Raw genomic sequence first — 17,912 nt, 5'->3', positions numbered from 1 at the left:
ACTGGCGAACACGTCGTAGGTGCCGGCCACGGTGCTGCCGTCGGCCAGGGTCAGCGGCTGGGTCTCGATGATGCGTCGGCCGTCGAGGTGCTTGAACTCGTGCTGCACCGCCGGAATCATCAACTTGCCGTCGACGCCGCCCTGCAGGGAAACCCGCGGGGGATCGTAGGTGAAGACGAAGTCCTCAGTGGACTGGTTGTACTGGGCGTCCTTGGCGACTACCGTCAGTGTGTATTCCTCGCCGGCCTGCAGCGAGGGGAAAATGATCGGATATTCCAAGGCATACTGGTTAACCGCAATGCCACGAGAGGACATCTGCACGAAATCAGTGGCAGGACCACCAGAAAGACTGACGCTATGGACCTTAGGATCTGTTGTTGTGTCATCCGATAGCTGAAAGGTCAGGCTGTCGAGTGTCGAAACTTGATTACCCTGGCTGGAATTGATGCTAATGGTAGGTGGGGTCGTATCGTTGTAAATGCTGCCGAGGGTCTTCTCGTCTCGGTTGCGATTAAAGTCCTCAATCCAACCCGCAAGGTCGTAAGTGCCTTCAGGCAGCGAGCCATAATCTACCGTCACGACAGAATAGTCACCGTTCGTCTCGATGGCCGTGGCATCGATGGTATGACGACTTCCCTGGCTGTCGATCGCGACGATGCCGGCTTGTGCCATCCTCACCCGGTTCCAGGTGCGACCAGAAAGAGGTTTATGACCCTCAAAAACAATCCGCTTTCGTTCCTTATCAAGGGAAATCAGTTTCGTCACGGAGGGGTCTGCGGCATCCCATTCCCAGACAAAGGTGTTGTACCGGGTATAAAGACTGCCTTTGTCTTCGCGCTTCACCACCGGGCGGTAGTGATAATGCGCGGCGGTGCCTGTGGCGTTGAACGATAAATTCAGATTGCCCGTACAGCTGGAGCTTCCCGCTGGCACTGTACAGGTTGCACCCTGAAGCTCGGCGACTTGCCGATAGGGACGGGGCTCGACAGTGTACCGGAATTTCGTGATCGCGGTATCCCTCGGTGCCTTGGGGGTGTCGCGATTGGCTGAGTAGCGGCTGCCGACCCATCCAACACCATTGATATAAGCTTCGAGATTCGTGGCCTGAGGCGGTTTGGCATTGGAAGCGAATGTAGGATTAGGCAAGCCGAGTGGCGCACAGCGCCAAGTGGCCGGCGTCGTCCAGCCCACCTGGGTCCAAAGGATGTTTCCGTCAGTGCCCAGAGGACCTTCGACAGAAAAATAGGCGTAGGTACCGTCAGTATGATCCAGGGAAGAGCTAATTCCTGCCGGGGTGCCACCATAGATTTCCCCTTCTGGAAGGCCACGATACGCGGTACGGGGCACACGGTACAGAATCTTTACGGGGTTGGTGGCCACATGGTTACCCGAAGCCTCAACAGGGCGGAGGCGGTGGAACTTGGATAACCCCATGTATGAGCCGTTGTAGCCGGGGTCATAATAAGCTACTGGTTCCGGGGATGGCCCACATGACGAAGAGTTGTAGAACATCAAATCCTTGTGTGCCGAGTTACCTGCCCGATCTCGCACGATGTACCTGATGCGGTTGCTTTCCCTCAGGCCATTCGGCACATGAGCCGAAGTGACGCTATTGTTGCCACCCGTCCCTAGCTGAGCTTTGTTCTCTCCCGAGTAATATGGCACCTCGCCCTCGCGAACGAGGTCGCCAGAGGCGCGATAAGTTTCAAAGCGGATCTTGTCGATGTTCGAGCCAGTATCCGCAACATTGTCGAGTGCGATGTAACGCGGGTCGTGGTGCGAGAAAATGTATCGACCGTCGGGAGCCTTCGACACACCCGCGCCATTCATCGAAAAGTTTCCGACCGTCGGTGGAGTGGTGTCGACCAGGAGAGGGGCAACACGCTCGGAAACGACGTCTCCAGAGGAGGAGAGGATGCGCGAGCGGATCTGATACCCACCCTCTCCCGGAGCTCTCAACGCCAGCTTGGCTCCATAGTATTCACCACTGCTGGTCGCTATGCGATCATCGGCTCCGAGTAGATGGCTGGTCTCGGTCTGTATAACCGAGCCATCTTGTCGAAGGATTGAGACACTAACACGACGATCAACACCGCCACTGACCATGAAATCGATCGATCCCACTGGATTGGCATAGTGGGCATCGGCCGGCAGGGTGCGCTGCTCGCCAGAGGGGTTCATAAAGCTGAACTCAACCAAGTCAGCTACGGCATGGCCTGATGCCATTGCCCCTACCATGGTTATGAGCAGGGCCGTAAACGGCGACCGTATTGCGTGTCGGCTTGCCATGGGATGTTCCTCCTGGACGACGACCGTTGCTTCAATCTGTCTACGCGAGACGGGGGTTTTCAGGTCGCACCCTACCCCCTCAAACGCTAGCCCCCCCCGCCCTGACGTACCCTTCAAGAGCGTCTTCGAAAAAAGGGCAGCCCGAGGCTGCCCAAATACGCAGGGATCTGAAGGTGAAGAAGGCTAGAGCCCCAGGCCGTTGCTGATTTGCTGACCGGTCGACATGATCGCGCCAGCGTTGGTGAGGGTTGCCCCCACAATGGAGTCAATGATCAACGGGGCGTTATAGAGCCCCATGCCCATGGCGAAGCCCACGGCGAAGGTCATCAGGCTCTGCCTGACAACACCGATGACCGCCCCCACCACGATGATGGCAAGGGTGATAATTCGACCAAGGGTGCCCTGAGTCCACTCCTCGAGGGTGATCCAGACGTCCTCGAACTCGCCGCCACCGGTACCAGCGAAGGAGGCATCCGAGAGGACAAGCGCGGCGGCACCGAAAACTGCGGCCATCGAAATGATGGTGCCCTTGCGTTGCATGAGAGTAATCATTTGCATGATCGTAGTCCTGTTTTGTGGGGCAACACCGCGCTGCCCAGTCGATATGCCGTGAGCGTTAGAGGCCCAGGCCGTTGGTGATTTGCTGACCGGTCGTCATGATCGCGCCAGCGTTGGTGAGGGTTGCCCCCACAATCGAGTCGATGATCAACGGAGCGTTGTAGAGCCCCATGCCCATCGCGAAACCCACGGCAAAGGTCATCAGGCTCTGCCTGACAACACCGATGACCGCCCCCACCAGGATGATGGCGAGTGTGATGATTCGTCCGAGGGTGCCCTGGGTCCACTCCTCGAGGGTGATCCAGACATCCTCGAACTCGCCGCCGCCGGTGCCAGCGAACGAGGCGTCGGAGAGGACAAGCGCGGCAGCGCCGAACACAGCAGCCATCGAGATGATGGCGCCCTTGCGTTGCATGAGAGAAACAAGCTGCATGGTAGTGCTCCTTCAGTGGTCTTGGGTTGCGATGGCAGGTTACTGAGCGTCGTCGTCTCGCTGGATGCTCTGCAGCGGTCTCAGCGATGGCTGGGTATTCGAGGTCGGCTCGCCAATCACCCAGCGCCGGGGTTCAATCTCGGTATACAGGTGGCCCGTCACTATCAGGTCGCCCGCATCATCCTCCCAGGGCGCGATCCAGATACGCATCACCTCCGCCGGGGTGCGAACCGGTACCGGCCGATCCGGGAGCCGGGGTGAAACGTAATTGCTCACGACATCATTCGGGCTGGTACCGGCCCGGGGCATGTCCCCTCGCTGACCCTGGGCGACCTGGTTGGCGCTCTCGACGGAACCACCGTCCAGAGACACCGGCACATTGCCGTTATTGGTGAGGTTGTAGACGTCCTTTGTGGACATGCACTGGACCCCTTCGGGGATGCCCGAACAGCTGTATTCGGACTCGCCGATATTGAAAGCGGCACACCCGCTGATCACCGAGGCAATACCCAGGCTCGCAACCAGCTTCAGCGGTGATGATATGGATCGGGTCATGGAACCTCCTTGCGCCGAAATGCCTTTCAAGGGCGTTTCGCTGATTTCTGGTTACTTGATCTGGAGCTTGGTGCCACGCGTCAGGATCAATTCGATCTGGCGTCCAGCATCAACCTCGATGACCGGGAAAATGCCTTCGGCCATATCGACATAGAACTGGGCGATGCGGTCGAGGGCGTTGGAGGCGCCTTGAGCAGCTGCGCCCTGGAACATGCTTGGGCTGAAGTTGGACTGGTACTGGGTCTTATCGCCCACAGACCCTGTTTGAATGACCGGCACGGCATCGACATCAAAGGCATTGGCAGCACCAGACATGAAGCCAGCCATCATGGAGCGGGCGATCATCGCGCCTTGCTTGGAAACCAGCCGTCCCCGTACACCGGCCTTTCCATCCTCGCCGACGGCATAGGAATCGACGCGAGCCTCGATGACACCGCCATCATCACGGATGCATGAAATGGTCTCGCCTCGCAGGTAGGCCCTCTCCGAGCTCAGGTCGCCGTACCCAGAGACGATCAGGAAGCACTCCTTCACATCAGCTCGGAACCGGTTAGGCAGGATCGCCTCATGCTGGATGCGCAGGGTTGACGGGAACGGGTCGCGCCGGCTGCCCTGGGAGGTAGGAGCATCCATGCCGTTCAGCATCACCCCCGTGAGGATTGAACCTGCTGGCAGGTATGCGCCCTCATCATCACTCTCAGCGGCCTCGCGGGCTTTCCGCTCCTCTTCGGTCTCGGCTTGGTAAGAGCTGATGATCTGCACCCCGTTCTGGGGGCTCCCGGCTTCCTCGCCGGCATCCTCAGCGTCGCCAGAGCGTCGACGGGGATCTGCCGCTTCGGCCTCCGCAGCGGTATTGCGACGGGGCAGAGGCGCATTTTTGAATACCGCCTCTGGATCTACCTCATAGGCGTTCTGCTCTTCCTCTTCCTGCGCGACTGTGAAGTCAACGGGGGCTGTTCCATTGCTCTGGAAGCGATCCTCGGCCCCACCGCCCTGGGCGCCGGCGCGACGAGGTTCGTTGGCCATGCTCATCAAGTCCATGTTCTGGTCAATGAGCATCTCGATTTGTGACTGGAGCGACTCAATCTCCTTACGCATCTCTTGAGAGCCTTCGGTACTGCGCTCGGTGCGCTCAAGCACACGTCGCACGGAGTCCAGCTCCTGTCGCAAATCGTCGTTTTGGCTCTTGGCGATCTGGATTTGGGCCGCCAGGCCATCGATAGAGACGTCTCGGGTGTCACGATCGGTGAGTACGTGGCGCACCGTATCCCGATCGGGTCCGCGGCGATCACGCTCTTCGCCGCCACTAGAGAAGATCGCGATCACACCTAGCAGAAGTGCCAGCCCTCCGCCGACGGCGATGATGCGCTTATTCCGGGGTGACAACTGCTCCCAGTGCTGACCGATCATTGGACACCTCCGAGAAGGGATGGCCGCTGGCTAGTGGGTTCGGGCCGCTCGCCGATCTTCGTCACCACATAGAGCTCGGTTTTCTGGTTGGGGCCCAGGACGTTGCGAGGCCACGCGGCCACGGCAGCAACGTTCCAGTTGCCACATGCCTGTTCCTTTATCTCGAGCGGCTGTCCTGACACGTTCCGTGCCACACCGATCGAGACCGAGAGCTTGTGTCCGGTCATGGTCTGCCCATTGACGAAGTCATAGGTGACACCGGGCTGTGAGCAGGACGGCAGCGTCGTCCGGGGGTCCGTCTCATGCAACGTGTAGCCCTGGGGGATCTCGCCGAGCGCGATGCTCCGCATGAGCGACCGCAGGGTGTCGATATAGGGTTGGGATGTCTCCCAGCGCTCCGCCTTCGGGCTACTGACCAGGCCCGGCGTAAAGGCTGCACCTTCCAGCTCGATGAACAGCTCACGCGGCGGAATGCGTCGTGGCACCAGCGTCAGCGAGAGGGCTTGGGCCTCACTCCCCTTCTGAGTAATGAACATCGTGACCGGGGCCTGCTGATCCGTTGCGACGTACACAACGTTGTCTCGAATCTCAGTCGTAGCATCCGAGGTGGTGGTGACCTGTGGCTCACCGAACGGCGTCACGATCCGGTTCAGGTGGCCGATTGCCACCGGCACGATTTCGTTCACACCTGGCGCCATGGTCAACTGGGGGCTCTCGTTCACTGCGTTGCGCTGACTTGAACTGCCACCTGAAGCGCCAGTCGGACGTGGCACGTTGTTGCTCATCACGTTGGCCGGCACGCTGAAATTGACAGGCTCAACAGGGATCTCGACCTCTGATGCGCCAGCGCTACCGAATCCACCAAGGGCAGCAGCCAAGGCGACTGCAAGTGCTTTCTTAACCATTGGCTCGCTCCTGACGACGCTGCTCCTGACGTTCCATCTGCTCACGAATCCGCTCTGTCCGGGGGCGGCCGGCATAGGTATCGATATGGGTTACCACGGGGGCGTAATCCTTGATGTCGATGATGTATTCGTAGGTTCGCTCGTCACGTGAGGTCTCACCGGTGGCACCAGTCAGGTAGGAGTGCCCATAGACGTAGACGATGTCGCTACTCGGCTCGTACTCGACGGAGCGAGGCTCGAAGCGCATGGTGACGCGATCGTTCTGAATCCGCTGAGACTGGATCTCGATAGCCTCCATTACCGGTCGATAGATCTCCGGTGAAAGCAGTGGCTCGATACGCTCCTTGACGAAGCCGACACTGCCCGGCGTCACGTTCCCCGTCAGGGAGGCGAGGAGCATGCCCCACGACTCCTTGTAGGACTGGGACGCCTTGTTCTGGGTGACCCATGCCTCGCTCTTGAGGGTGTAGGGCTGGATCGTCACCACCGTCTCGCGGGTGAAGGCCTTGATCAGCGCCAGCACCAGGGCCACGGCCATCACCAGCATCACGATGCGTGAGAAGCGGTTTTCAGCGAGTGCGCCGTTCCAGGTCTTGAGGAAGTTATCGAGCTTCACGGCAGGAACCTCCGGATGTACGGATTCACCATGGAGCGAGCCTTGGTGAACATGAGCCCAGCCCAGTAGGCAATGTGGATGAGGTAGCCATCAGGATGGTTGTCCCGGTACTTGCGATACTGGTTGGTCACGACCAGGCCGATACCGAATCCGATCATCGCCTGACCCACCGCGATGCCGAGGATCAGGCCGGCAAAGATCGGGGCCATCTCATCGAGGCTCCACATCAGGACGTGGATCGGGTCGTCGATACGGCTGGGGATTTTGACTGGCTCCATACAAGCGTCTCCGGAGGTAATGCCTGAGTTGGCGCCATCATCACTGATCGCGGCAGCATTACCCCTGCGCAGAAACGCCCTTGAGGGGTACGTCGACAGGGATTCGCAAGATTTTTAGCGGAGCAGGTGTTCCGCATGCGGAACACCCCGGCAACGACGAGCGCCCCCGGGCGGGGGCGCTGAGGTCAGGCAGGAGTTTCGATGGAGGCTTACACCCGCTTCTGGAGGTTCGCTAGCGCCAAGCCGAACATCACGCACGCCACCATCATGGTCAATGGGATAATGATGGGGTTGAGGGCGATAGGGGCGAAGAAGGCGATGAGCAGGCACTGTGCTACCAGCAACACCCCCCGTATCCCATAGCGATGCAGAACCGGACTGGCGTAGTCGAAGTTGGTCCGCTTGATCTTCCAGCCCATGTAGCCGTCCCAGACGGCGGGGATCAGCAGGATCAGCATGTAGGGTGCCCAGACCGCCAGCAGGGCCATGCGAGCACAGACCTGGTAGACGACATGCATGAGCGACGCCAGACGGTCCTCGACCCACGGGAATATCTGGCTCCCCATGTTCTGCATGCCCCGGCTGGAAGCCCTCTCCTCGGGAGTGGGGATCAGCAATGTGTGCAGGGTCCGGTAGACGCCGCTCTCCCACATGGAGATGTTGTACCAATCAAGCGCTTTCTGATCGATCCACTCGACTGTGTTGCGTCCTAGCTGGCTCTGCACCATGGCAGACTCCTTCTCAATGACGCGCTCGGTCCAATGGCCGGGCACGAACACGAGGATCACGAACATCTCAGCGATCAGTAACCACGCGATTAGCCAGAACGGCGTCTTCATGGCCAGCCCTCTTCAAAATCCGTTTCACCGACTCACTGGTCAGCAGCGAATAGATCACCTCGCGCAGAGAACTCTCGTCAGCCGGCGCTTGGCTGTAGATGGTCAGCTCTCCATCGTTGGCCATCAGCCAGGACGCGAAAGGCGTGCCACTGGCCAGAGACCAGGAGTTGCCGGCATCATTCGTGATGACAATCTGGAGCTCCCGGCACGTGGCCGTTACCAGCGCATTGATGAAGACCGCTAGGCGCAGCGGATCTTCCAGCTTACGGCCGCCGGGGTTATAGACCGCGTCGTGGTACTCATCCAGCGCTTCGGTAATGATGGTGTAGATCACTGGATCATCGTGACGCTGGATATGCTCTGAGACGTAGGCTCGCAGGTTCTCGATGACGTCCTTGGCCTTGGGCCAATCAAAAAAGAGCAGGTCCACGATGTCGGCGTAGCGCCGGCCTCGCTGCCTGATGGCTTCGGTCATGCCAATACGGCGTTCTTCTGTGATCACTCTGACGACCTCCAGGTCACTGCCCTGGTTTCTTTTCGTATAACCATCTTCGTTCATGGCATTCCGTCACCCGGTGAGGATGGGAAGCCGCCCCTTGATAAGTTGCCCGCCAGAGATGTTGGCGATGTATTCGAGGTTCGGCAGCATGCCGAGCAGCTGTGAGGGAAACAGCTCGCTCTCCTCTTCCATGAGGCGCTCGCCCTGGTTACCCCCATGCATGATCGGTTGTTCCCCATCCGTATTTTGGCCCTGCGTGCGCATCACATATTTGACGCGTGTGGGTGGCACGCCTTTGGTGACGTACTCTTGCGTGTCCGCATCTTTGACACGGAGCGCCACCGTATTATTGATGTTGCCCAGCACCTGCAGCGCTTTCTCCTGGCTCCCCATGCGGGCGGCGAAGTCCGCGAACGTCTGCGTCGCCACAAAGAGTCGCAGCTTGGCACCGCGGCCCTTGTTCAGGAGCTGGATGAAGGGGTCGTTGATCACCTCCGCCGCTTCATCGACGAAGATGTTGACCTGCTGGTTGTTCTCGCCAAAGTTGTACCGGTCCCCCGCCACCGCTGTGAGGTCGCTGAGGAAGATCGAGCCGATCGCACTCGCCACCATGTTGTCGGTGAGTGAGTCCAGACCGATGTAGGCCACCATGGCGTTGTTGATGATTTTGGCAGAGTCCGTGATCGGGCGCGAATCGCTGGTATCAGAGGGGTCCGGTGAAAGCAGCTCCCCCAGCGATCCGGAAGTCAGCATGTTCATGATCGGCAGCAGCGAGGCGACCATCTTGCCGAAGTGGGTGTTGTCATGGAGGAACATCGACAGCAGGCCCTCCAGCTCGGTCGAGGGCTTGGTCGGCTGAATACGCTCGAAGTAGTAGCGGCTGAGCATCCTGGCCCGCTTCTCGCGGGGGCCACCGCTGGCCTTCTCGAGATACGGCTTGGCGTCTGCCTCCCAGCCATCGACGTGACGGGCGGCGTAGGAACTGATGGCCTGGATCACCAAACCATCCGCCCCGCCTTCAAGGAAGCGCCTCAGATTCACCAGGCTGGGTCGTTCGTAGACGAGCTCCAGGCCTTGGGCAATGTTGTTCAGCGCCTGCCAACCGAAGCTCTTGAAGGGGTCTGCGCCAGCCTCCGAGGGGATCAGCGCCGCGATCCGAGAGGCGATCTCGGTCACCCGCGAATAGTTGCGCAGAGGGTTGATCCTCGCCGACTCCTCGGGGAACGCGGGGTGAAACGCCACGAACCTCTCGGGGGTGCCTAGCGCCTCGCAGGCTCGCCGTGCGTTATCCCGCATCTCCTGGTCGCCCTTGGGATCAATGATGATCACCGCCTCGCCGCGCATGATCGCCTGGGAGATCAGGATGTCGAACATTCGGGTCTTGCCCGAGCCCGTGGTGCCGACGATCAGCGTATGACCCTCGCTGTGCTTGAGGGGCTGGTAGATCTTCTGTTCCTTAGGCTCCAGGCCATGAATCCAGGACTGACCGATGGGCATCTCCTTACCGTTATGACGCCCACCGTGTGGCCCCACGATGGAGGACCAGTCCCGCTTGAGAATCTCGAAGGCACGCTGAGCATGTCTGGCCTCCCAGTGGAAGCCATATCCCAGCCACATCTCATCGGGATGTTTGGCGATGACCTTCTGGAGCTTGTCGATCTTCAAGAACTCCAGCTCTCGCCCGCCCAGGTGCTTCTTCAAGGTGTGCAGCTTGATGGCCTTAGGGATTCGCGCCATGGCCATGACCCCGCACACACCCGTCATCCAGTAGAAGGGCTCCGGCGGCATCTGGCTGAGCTGGTTGATACCCAGCGCCAGCACAGAGGCGCCGGCCCAGCCGCCGATCGCCATGGCCTCATAGTTGGGCCGCCACGGCATTTCATATTCAAGATCACCACTCATGTTGGCTTCCTCACCAGCAGCTTGTTCTCTTTGCCCACGAGCGAAATGCCCAGCGCATGGGTTTTCACAACGGTTCTCAACCGGTTGCGGGTCAGGTCGGGGTAGTCGACACCGATCCTGTCCAAGGCGTGGTCATTGACCACCAGCATGTCGCCATCCCGACGAACGCTGCCCACCAGCCACTCCCCCTCTCCCTGGACAATCATGGCCTTGAGCCGCAAGAGGGCCTCCTTGGCGGTCATCGTGTCGGGGGTGAGGCCGATGTCTATTGCCGAGTCGTCCACGGAGAAGGCATCCATGGCGTCGTGTTCGTCATCCACCTCGATCGGGGACATCACATCGAAGTCCGGGATAGCGCCGGCGAACCCGTGAGAGGGCGCCGCGGGCTCGTCATAGTCCGCGCCAGAGGTCTTTTCCATAGCGCTACGACGCCTCACGATAGGCGTGGACGGCTTCTCAGCTGTCCGAGCGGGCACTGACGGGGGAGTAGCCTCGATGTTTTCCGGATTGCTGGCCTCCGGTTCTGCTACCCCCGGCACCGCGGTTTTTTCTTCCTCAGCAGCAGGAGATGCGTCGGGCGCTGCCTCAACAAGCGCCGCCTCGAGATCCGCCTCGCGAGCGGTGAAACGCTGACAGATCAAGTCGACCAGGTCGCCTTGCAACACCAGTACATCGAGCCCATCACGTTCATGTACGATCGATCCCCCCTCGGCGACTGCCAGCATGCGCTGATCACCCAAGAGATCCTTCAGCGCTTCGGCCCCTACCCCTGCCGACTCTGCCGCCGCCGGCCAGAGCAGGCACAGGTCGTCCCCGCTCCGGATAACGGCCTCCCCCAGGGTGGCCGTCCCTTTCAGTACCGGCTTCACCAAACGGCGAAGGGCAGCACCAGCCTCCCCATAGAGACGCCACGGAATATCCTTCACGTAGCTTGAGTCGGCCGGCGATGGTTCAGGGGGGGCTGTCCCTGACTCAGGATTCACAGGCATCGCCGGGGGCTCGTTGATGATGGCAGGCTCCGACACCGTCTCCACCTCGGATGTCGGCACCGGCGCTACCCGCTCATGCTGGGCTTCCGGTCGGGATGTGCGCTTCGTCTTCGGCTTACGCTTTTTCTTTGAGGTGTCGCTCTGGTGCCGACTTCCACCCGGCGTCAGGTCGATGTCTGCCGTGACGGGGGCGGGCTTCGTAGGCTGGGAGGCAGAGGGACGGACCTCAGGAGACAACTGGACCTCTTCGACCTTCGCCTTAGGTGCGGGTGACACAGTAGGTTGCACATCCGGTGCTGGCTCCGGCACCGCATCGTCGCTTGCGCCAGCACTCATCCCAGGGAACGGCATATCCAGGAAGCCGAGGGGTGGCGACGGCGGCGTTGATGTCGATGTCTGCCGTGGCACATCGCTCTCAGCGTCAGCCGGCGATGAGAGGGGTTGCTCCTCGACGTGCTGGGTCTCGTCCTGCTCCCTCCCCTCCTGTGCAGCGCCGTGGTCCTGTGGCGTCTCAGCTTGCGGCTCCGGCATATCAAAAGGCAGATCCATGCCGAGGCCCTGGCTCAGTTTGGCGGCAAAATCCTCGACGGCACCAACCGGCTCAGCGGCTGGCGCTGTCACATTCGCAGCAGAGTCCCCGGGAGCAGATGCATCAGGGGAGGGCTTTGCAGGTGCCTGCACTTCCGGCGCGGTGGTTTCGGCCTTGGGACGGGACTCTGAGGTGGAAACGGCAGCAGCATCACGCCGTGCAGAGGGTGACCTTGAGGGCCCCAGATCGATGACGGGCGCCGATGCTCCGCCACTCTGCGGGCCCTTACGATCGAGTAGACCTGGCGAGGGGCTCTGTTTCACCGGGGCCACGGTTGGCACGCTGCTCGGGACCTCGGCTTCAGAACCCGGGTCGTTGGCAGTCGGATCGTCAACGTCAGCATCATCAGCCTGAGCCGTTGGCTCTGGCACCACCGTGCCACCAAGTGTTGCTAGGGCATTGGCCAGGGGCTCCTCGGCGGCATCGTCGCCGTTGAACTCTTCTGTCGAGTGTTCCGCATGCGGAACACTCGCCGCGCCGTTACCCGCCTCAGCGACCGACTCTTGCGGAGAGGCCCCGACCATCGTGCTGGCCTGACCCTCTTTCCCATCCTCGCCCGTGATCGTCGCCTCGATGGGGGCAGGCGGATTCTCGCTGTTTCCAAACACCAGCGAGATGTCCTCCATGCGGAGCATGAGGATCTTGGCGTTCATGGCAATCTCACCTTCCTCGAGCGCGGAAGGTGCCACTTCCCAGTACCGATAGTAGGCTTCGCTGTCGGCATCGCTATTCGGCACAGGGCGGGGAACCGCGAAGCCCCGGTCAATCAGGTAGTCCGCCAGGGTGTCCGGATCATGCGGCACGGCCGGTACATTGTTGTCCTGCAGGTGCTTGACCAGACTGGGTGCTGCTGCCTTCCAGGCAATGAAGGCGCCCTGGGTCAGGTGCCAGACCTGTGCGCCAGCCACATTGACCTTCCAGCGCTTGGAGACGACCAGCGAGCGAATGGCATCGATGATGTAAGGCTCGATAGACAAGCCAATCGAGTGCTCATCGATGTTGAGCCGGCTCTCCTTCAGGTCACGCTTGACGCTCTCCTGATCGGCTTTCAGCACAAGCTGCGTCACCGGATGGAGGGCGCTCGTCCCAGAGATCGCCTCTACCACCGCCTTCATGAGATCGGGTCCCGGTGCACGCAGGTAACGACGCACGTCCGGGGTCAGCACCATGTTCAGCGCCAGCGTGGCCAAGCGTTCATGTCGCTCATGCCGCCCCTTGTTCCAGCGCAGGAAATACCGCTCGATACCGTTCTCACGGGCCCAATCCATCAGCGATTCGGCGTAGGGGTTCCACTCGGTCTTGCCGAGCTTGTCCGTCACGGTGACATCGGACAACGGCTTGCCCAGGTCATGGAGCAAGGCGGCCAGGCACACGGCCAAGCGCCAGCACGGCTCCAGGTTGCGGCGTTCTCGCGGGGTGCCATCACGAACAAAGATCACCGCCTCCGAGGCCTGGGTCGCCCAGAAGGCGACCTCCAGGCCATGGCGGAACAATCCCCCGGCACCACGATGGTGGTGAGCTTCAGAGGCAGGGAGAAGGTGGACGAACTCCGCGTAGTTATGCAGCACCGGGCGCATCAGCCGCTCGAACTCTTCATTCGACAGCCCGAGGGTCTGCTGAATACGAGCGATCAATTCGCGCTGCGTCAGCAGCACCTTCTCAATAGGGGCCGCCGGCAGGCCCTTGGCGAAGGGGGGATAGCGCGGAATCTCGTCATCCTCCAGGTCACCCGCCGGCGTCAGGCGTAGCTTCCCCTCCGGTACTTTTCCCCCAGCAAAGGGCAGCCATCGCGTCAGTGCACTCAGCATCTCGGGTCATGTCCTGGTTCTTCCATTTGCCGACATGGTGACAGAGATTCCGCCGAGCTCTCCCCTCTCGTCGCGCCCTTCATGGTCACTTTGGCACCCCAGCGACACGCGCTTGACCCGATACACTCGCTCGCAATTCATCCATCACCAGAAGAGAACAAGGCATGAAGGTTCATCTCACGAGCAACGGCCACGTCAGCATCGAGCTCGAGACGCAGCGCGAGATCGATGGCCTCTGGGTGCTGGCCGGGCATGTCAGCGGTGGTCCCGCGACCATGCGCAACATCTTCTCCTGCCCGGCTGATGAACGTGCGGGGCTCTACGAGCTGCTCGCACCCCATGTTTCTCCGGTCTTCGTCAAAGCCCTGGAGAACGGCGAGATGAACGTCCCCCGGGAGACCACCGAGCTGCTTCTGCACCATCAGCAGCACGTTAGCGGTGCCATCCACTTTGAACCCATGCCAGGCCGCGTCAGTGACCCACGGCCGCACATCGCCCTGGTCGACAGCACTCCCCTCTCGGAAACGGAGAAGGCGCAATGATGAAACAACTTCTACCTCTGGCTGCCGCCATCGCGCTGGCCGGGTGCGCAGTGGGGAGCACACTGCCTGAAATTCCTGAGTACCCCACCGCGGAGTGGGTCAACGAGCATTTGCCCGAGTTTCGGGCCGAAGCGGAGCGGCATCCCTCGAAGGAGAACCGCGAAGCCGTGGAACGCCTCGAGGCCTGGGCTGACCGCCAGGGGCGGGCCCAGGCCAAGATGCTTCAAGTTGACCGTCAGCTCACCCTCGCATGGGACAACATGGGGCGTGGCGGGGCAGCGATTCGACAGCCGGCCTACATCCACGTGCTGGGCGAACCGTTCAACGACCGCTATGCCAGCACGGCGGACATCGCCGACCAGACCGGCACAGACGAGGACACCGTCCGCGAAGCGCTGGCCCGGCTCGGCGAGCTGCGCAAGGATGACTCCCCCTGGAGCCAGGGCTATTCCCTCTACGAGATGGAGCGCTGGGAGCGTTTCTGCGATGCCGGCAAGGGAATGGACGAGCCCGACTGGACTTTCGTGACCCGCGCCGGTGGACGCCGCAACATCCCTGACGCGCTTGCCAGTCACTGCCGTCCTCCCAGCTACGACTATCAGGACTACCTGCGTGCCTGGACCCGTTTCTGCGAGTCCGACAATCCCTCTCGGGCAGATCGGGACATCGTGAGTGACTCCGTCCGTCCTCGGTCGGTGGTCAACCCTTGCCGCGCCCTCCAGTGACACGAGCTCAGGAATAACGACTCATGAGTGAGAAAGACACCCCCACGCCCCAGGAGCCCACGGCTACCAAGAAAAAGAGCCTGGTGCCCACAGCCCTCATTCTCGGCCTGGCCGGCGTGGGGGCCTATGGCATCTATACCGGCAGTGTGACCGACTGGGTGGGCCAAGGGATCGATAAGGTGGGCAATCCCACCGAGCTCTTTGCTTCATCATCGAGCAAGCTGGAGCCGACAGAACGTCACAACGGCGGGACGCCCAACCTATTCCCCGATGACTATGAGCCGACTTACTCCGACACCGAGGCAACGGGGTATGACGTGTCATCGCCAGATCACCGCGCTGACACATCAGCATCCCCGCTGGCGCTGGACGAGGCGCCCGGCAACGCCGTTGAAGAGGCTCCGGGGACCGTCACGGGCAACTCCCGCTACCTCGACGATCTGAGTCGCGGCTCCTCTCAAGAGCCCTACTACGGGGGCGCCGGTGACGAGGCCGCAGATGCCGGCGGCGCCACTGACGACTACCAGCTCGACTTCGGGGGTGGCCGTAGCACGGCAAGTTCTGCCGCAAGTGGTGACACCGCCGAGGTTTCGACAACCGTGGCGACATCCCCCTCGGAGCACCAAGAAGCCGATGAGCCCTCCGCATCGATCCCCGAGCCTGAGGAGATGGAGGAAGAGCTTGCCCGCATCATGTCGGAACGCGACACGCCGACAGCCATCGAGGGCAGTGAGGCTGGCGATTCCATTCCGGCAGCCTCAGGCGATGCTGAAACGCTGAGCGCGGAAGAGCGCCAGCAGATCATCGAGTCCCCCGAGTTCACCGACACCATCGTGGCCATCGGGCGTCGCGTCGGCCAGTCATGGCGCTATGAGGGGGATGACTACGCCGAGCATGGCGCCATCGTCAAAGTCCACCTCGATGACGCGGGCGAAGCCGGTGACATCACCATCTCACGCTCTTCAGGCAACGACGCCTACGATGCATCGGTGCTTGCCGCGGCACAGGCCTCAGCCCCCTTCCAGGAAGTGCTTGAGCTCGACGAGACAGCCCAGGCGCTGTTGACGGACTTCTCCCTGACCTTCGGGTCGCGAGAAGCCATCGAGGCGTGGGAAGCCCAGTGGACCGTGCATGAGCCTGCTGAGGTACAGGAAGAGGTCGTCGAAGAGGACCCCAGCTATGCGGCGCAGGTGAGACGGATGATCGAGGCCGAATGGGACCGCCCCGACAGTTTCGACGCGGACAGCGAAGTCTCCGTCCAGATCCGCCTGGCCGTCCCGTTCGGCAACGTGCTGGCTATCAACTATCTGCGCCCCAGCGACGATGAGGCGATCAACGACAGCATCAGCGATGCGATCCGTTCAGCCTCACCGTTTGACGGGATTCGCCAGCTGTCACTGAAGGAGCAGCAGGAGCTGCAGCAGTTCAACCTGCATTTCCGAGCAGAGGGGATTCGATGATGGCGGCAGACACCGAAGGCAAGGACCGGCTGGGCCAGGACCTCCTGATCGTGCTGGAGGAAGCCGCCTCACGTGGCAATCCGGAAGATGCTGCCGTGGTGATCGCCGGGACACTCGCAGATATCGCCGATCAGCGAGAGGAGCTGAAGCAGCTGGCTGCGCAGTGGGCCCAGATGACCACCAGGACATGCCGCGTGGCATGACGTCCACCGGACGAAGACGGGGGACAGATGTCACTGATTCGGACCTTCATCACATCCTGTGTCGTGCTCGGCGGCCTAGGTGCCGCCGGCTACTACATCCTGAACTCGGCGGAAGCGGATCGGGACGAGCCGGCCCAGCCCCGATCGATCTCCCCTCTCCCTACTCAGGAGGACGAGGAGTGCTTGAGCGACGATTGCTGGGTCTACCGGACCCATCAGCTGCACTGTGCCAGTGCCGCCGATGCGAGACGCCATGCTCAGGGGGACCTCGAGAACGCGAGGTGTCGCCAGGAGGCTTACATCTGCGTCGTGAAGGACTGTGCGACGGAGCGCGAGATTCGCAATTCTGATGAGTTCACCGCCACCGTGGACCAGATCGGTGATCGCACCTGGCGGAACTGGGAAGGCCGGATGTCGAGCCATCGTGGGGCTCGTGTTCGCGTCACGCTCACCGAAGAGGGCGAGCTACGCGGGACCGAAATCCTGCGGTCGTCGGGAAGCAGCACCTTCGACAGCCAGGCTCTGGCCGCCATTGAGCGGAGCGCCCCCTATCACGAGATTCGGCAGATGGCCCCAGAGATGCGGGTTCTGCTGACTCGCATCAACCTGTCGTTCGGCGGTGTGGCCGCCGCCTCGGCTACAGAGGGAGAACCCTGATGGCCAGCGACCAGAGCAACAACGTGCCCGTCACCACCTTCATTGCTATTGGCACCCTCGTGGGGTTGTTCATCGTCTTCCAGGGGACACGCCTTGGTGATGACGAGTCGCTGGATGGCGAAACGCCCACCCCCCAGAGGCTCGTGACTCGAGGCGCCAGTGAGGGCCCCAAGACCTGCCTGTCGGCAGACTGCTCGGTGTACCGGCAGGACATCAAAGAGTGCGATGGCGGTCTGGTTGACCCGCTGGGGCGCCTCCCGGCACAGGACGAAGACGATACCTCCTGTCACGTCACGGCATCGATCTGCACGACGTCTGGCTGTGTCAGCGAGGTAGAGGTGCGTAGCCGGGCCGATTTCCAGTCCGCCATGCGCCGGATCGGCGCCAGAACCGGGGAGCACTGGCGGTGGGCATCACCGGTGCAGGTGTCGCGAGGTGCCAAGGTCCGCGTCGAGCTCGATGCCCGGGGCGAGGTTCGCGGTATCGACATCACCGCCTCATCGGGTAATCGCGAGTTCGACGCCTCGGTACGTCGTGCCGTCGAGCGTGCGCAGCCCTTCACCGAGATCCAGGAGGTCTCGGAACACTCACGCGGCCTGCTTCAGCGATTCCAGCTGACCTTCGGCCGACCGTCATCATCATGACGTGGCCGACC

The 17,912-nt window shown here is 61.3% G+C and carries 18 protein-coding genes; 6 read left to right on the top strand and 12 right to left on the bottom strand.

Annotated elements, in window-relative coordinates; all coding sequences use genetic code 11:
- From ACOMD9_RS19510 to mobH, 12 genes are all read right to left on the bottom strand, one after another.
- A partial coding sequence (locus tag ACOMD9_RS19510; RefSeq protein WP_421417660.1) for an Ig-like domain-containing protein occupies positions 1 to 2,289 on the bottom strand: 2,289 nt, incomplete at its 3' end.
- 183 nt (positions 2,290 to 2,472) lie between these two features.
- The gene (gene traA, locus ACOMD9_RS19505; RefSeq protein WP_421417659.1) at positions 2,473 to 2,847 is read right to left on the bottom strand and encodes a TraA family conjugative transfer protein; all 375 of its coding nucleotides are present in this window, start codon (positions 2,845 to 2,847) and stop codon (positions 2,473 to 2,475) included.
- 58 nt (positions 2,848 to 2,905) lie between these two features.
- Complete coding sequence (gene traA / locus ACOMD9_RS19500) at positions 2,906 to 3,280, bottom strand: TraA family conjugative transfer protein (RefSeq protein ID WP_465249818.1); 375 nt, start codon at positions 3,278 to 3,280, stop codon at positions 2,906 to 2,908.
- 39 nt (positions 3,281 to 3,319) lie between these two features.
- Entirely contained in the window at positions 3,320 to 3,835 is a 516-nt protein-coding gene (gene traV / locus ACOMD9_RS19495) for a type IV conjugative transfer system lipoprotein TraV (RefSeq protein WP_421417658.1), read from the bottom strand.
- A gap of 51 nt (positions 3,836 to 3,886) precedes the next feature.
- Positions 3,887 to 5,245 (bottom strand): TraB/VirB10 family protein, encoded by a 1,359-nt coding sequence (locus tag ACOMD9_RS19490; protein ID WP_421417656.1) that lies wholly within the window; start codon positions 5,243 to 5,245, stop codon positions 3,887 to 3,889.
- Positions 5,242 to 6,150, bottom strand: coding sequence for a conjugal transfer protein TraK (locus tag ACOMD9_RS19485; protein ID WP_421417655.1), 909 nt, complete (start codon positions 6,148 to 6,150; stop codon positions 5,242 to 5,244). The genes ACOMD9_RS19490 and ACOMD9_RS19485 overlap by 4 nt, the downstream gene beginning before the upstream one ends.
- Complete coding sequence (locus ACOMD9_RS19480; RefSeq protein ID WP_421417654.1) at positions 6,143 to 6,766, bottom strand: TraE/TraK family type IV conjugative transfer system protein; 624 nt, start codon at positions 6,764 to 6,766, stop codon at positions 6,143 to 6,145. The genes ACOMD9_RS19485 and ACOMD9_RS19480 overlap by 8 nt, the downstream gene beginning before the upstream one ends.
- Positions 6,763 to 7,044: a type IV conjugative transfer system protein TraL gene (gene traL, locus ACOMD9_RS19475; RefSeq protein ID WP_421417653.1), complete on the bottom strand. Its 282-nt coding sequence runs from the start codon at positions 7,042 to 7,044 to the stop codon at positions 6,763 to 6,765. Before traL ends, ACOMD9_RS19480 begins: the two co-directional genes overlap by 4 nt.
- Before the next feature lie 209 nt (positions 7,045 to 7,253).
- The gene (locus tag ACOMD9_RS19470; protein WP_421417651.1) at positions 7,254 to 7,883 is read right to left on the bottom strand and encodes an IncC plasmid conjugative DNA transfer DtrJ family protein; all 630 of its coding nucleotides are present in this window, start codon (positions 7,881 to 7,883) and stop codon (positions 7,254 to 7,256) included.
- Positions 7,840 to 8,442, bottom strand: coding sequence for a hypothetical protein (locus ACOMD9_RS19465; RefSeq protein ID WP_421417650.1), 603 nt, complete (start codon positions 8,440 to 8,442; stop codon positions 7,840 to 7,842). Before ACOMD9_RS19465 ends, ACOMD9_RS19470 begins: the two co-directional genes overlap by 44 nt.
- A 9-nt stretch (positions 8,443 to 8,451) precedes the next feature.
- Complete coding sequence (gene traD / locus ACOMD9_RS19460; protein ID WP_421417649.1) at positions 8,452 to 10,284, bottom strand: conjugative transfer system coupling protein TraD; 1,833 nt, start codon at positions 10,282 to 10,284, stop codon at positions 8,452 to 8,454.
- Positions 10,281 to 13,670: a MobH family relaxase gene (gene mobH, locus ACOMD9_RS19455; protein WP_421417648.1), complete on the bottom strand. Its 3,390-nt coding sequence runs from the start codon at positions 13,668 to 13,670 to the stop codon at positions 10,281 to 10,283. Before mobH ends, traD begins: the two co-directional genes overlap by 4 nt.
- A gap of 164 nt (positions 13,671 to 13,834) precedes the next feature.
- Here mobH and ACOMD9_RS19450 point away from each other — a divergent pair, with 164 nt between their 5' ends.
- From ACOMD9_RS19450 to ACOMD9_RS19425, 6 genes are read left to right on the top strand one after another with little or no spacing between them, the layout of a single operon-like run.
- The gene (locus ACOMD9_RS19450) at positions 13,835 to 14,212 is read left to right on the top strand and encodes a hypothetical protein (RefSeq protein WP_421417647.1); all 378 of its coding nucleotides are present in this window, start codon (positions 13,835 to 13,837) and stop codon (positions 14,210 to 14,212) included.
- The gene (locus tag ACOMD9_RS19445; protein ID WP_421417645.1) at positions 14,209 to 14,937 is read left to right on the top strand and encodes a hypothetical protein; all 729 of its coding nucleotides are present in this window, start codon (positions 14,209 to 14,211) and stop codon (positions 14,935 to 14,937) included. Before ACOMD9_RS19450 ends, ACOMD9_RS19445 begins: the two co-directional genes overlap by 4 nt.
- Positions 14,938 to 14,960: 23 nt before the next feature.
- A complete protein-coding gene (locus ACOMD9_RS19440) occupies positions 14,961 to 16,397 on the top strand; it encodes a TonB C-terminal domain-containing protein (protein ID WP_421417644.1) in 1,437 nt (478 codons plus the stop codon).
- Positions 16,394 to 16,600, top strand: a complete 207-nt coding sequence (locus ACOMD9_RS19435; protein ID WP_421417643.1) for a hypothetical protein — start codon at positions 16,394 to 16,396, stop codon at positions 16,598 to 16,600. The genes ACOMD9_RS19440 and ACOMD9_RS19435 overlap by 4 nt, the downstream gene beginning before the upstream one ends.
- 27 nt (positions 16,601 to 16,627) lie before the next feature.
- Positions 16,628 to 17,257 (top strand): TonB family protein, encoded by a 630-nt coding sequence (locus tag ACOMD9_RS19430; RefSeq protein ID WP_421417641.1) that lies wholly within the window; start codon positions 16,628 to 16,630, stop codon positions 17,255 to 17,257.
- Complete coding sequence (locus ACOMD9_RS19425; RefSeq protein WP_421417640.1) at positions 17,257 to 17,901, top strand: TonB family protein; 645 nt, start codon at positions 17,257 to 17,259, stop codon at positions 17,899 to 17,901. Before ACOMD9_RS19430 ends, ACOMD9_RS19425 begins: the two co-directional genes overlap by 1 nt.
- Positions 17,902 to 17,912: the final 11 nt, after the last annotated feature.

The organism is Halomonas terrestris (assembly GCF_049166755.1).
Lineage (GTDB): Bacteria > Pseudomonadota > Gammaproteobacteria > Pseudomonadales > Halomonadaceae > Halomonas.
This window is presented reverse-complemented; position numbering and strand designations above follow the sequence as displayed.

Bases quoted from the DNA above. Each gene is read 5' to 3' on its own strand.
- ACOMD9_RS19450 (WP_421417647.1), top strand. From the start codon at position 13,835: ATGAAGGTTCATCTCACGAGCAACGGCCACGTCAGCATCGAGCTCGAG.
- traA (WP_421417659.1), bottom strand. From the start codon at position 2,847: ATGCAAATGATTACTCTCATGCAACGCAAGGGCACCATCATTTCGATG.
- ACOMD9_RS19485 (WP_421417655.1), bottom strand. From the start codon at position 6,150: ATGGTTAAGAAAGCACTTGCAGTCGCCTTGGCTGCTGCCCTTGGTGGA.
- traV (WP_421417658.1), bottom strand. From the start codon at position 3,835: ATGACCCGATCCATATCATCACCGCTGAAGCTGGTTGCGAGCCTGGGT.
- ACOMD9_RS19435 (WP_421417643.1), top strand. From the start codon at position 16,394: ATGATGGCGGCAGACACCGAAGGCAAGGACCGGCTGGGCCAGGACCTC.
- ACOMD9_RS19425 (WP_421417640.1), top strand. From the start codon at position 17,257: ATGGCCAGCGACCAGAGCAACAACGTGCCCGTCACCACCTTCATTGCT.
- ACOMD9_RS19490 (WP_421417656.1), bottom strand. From the start codon at position 5,245: ATGATCGGTCAGCACTGGGAGCAGTTGTCACCCCGGAATAAGCGCATC.
- ACOMD9_RS19470 (WP_421417651.1), bottom strand. From the start codon at position 7,883: ATGAAGACGCCGTTCTGGCTAATCGCGTGGTTACTGATCGCTGAGATG.
- ACOMD9_RS19430 (WP_421417641.1), top strand. From the start codon at position 16,628: ATGTCACTGATTCGGACCTTCATCACATCCTGTGTCGTGCTCGGCGGC.
- traL (WP_421417653.1), bottom strand. From the start codon at position 7,044: ATGGAGCCAGTCAAAATCCCCAGCCGTATCGACGACCCGATCCACGTC.
- ACOMD9_RS19445 (WP_421417645.1), top strand. From the start codon at position 14,209: ATGATGAAACAACTTCTACCTCTGGCTGCCGCCATCGCGCTGGCCGGG.
- ACOMD9_RS19440 (WP_421417644.1), top strand. From the start codon at position 14,961: ATGAGTGAGAAAGACACCCCCACGCCCCAGGAGCCCACGGCTACCAAG.
- traA (WP_465249818.1), bottom strand. From the start codon at position 3,280: ATGCAGCTTGTTTCTCTCATGCAACGCAAGGGCGCCATCATCTCGATG.
- mobH (WP_421417648.1), bottom strand. From the start codon at position 13,670: ATGCTGAGTGCACTGACGCGATGGCTGCCCTTTGCTGGGGGAAAAGTA.
- ACOMD9_RS19465 (WP_421417650.1), bottom strand. From the start codon at position 8,442: ATGAACGAAGATGGTTATACGAAAAGAAACCAGGGCAGTGACCTGGAG.
- traD (WP_421417649.1), bottom strand. From the start codon at position 10,284: ATGAGTGGTGATCTTGAATATGAAATGCCGTGGCGGCCCAACTATGAG.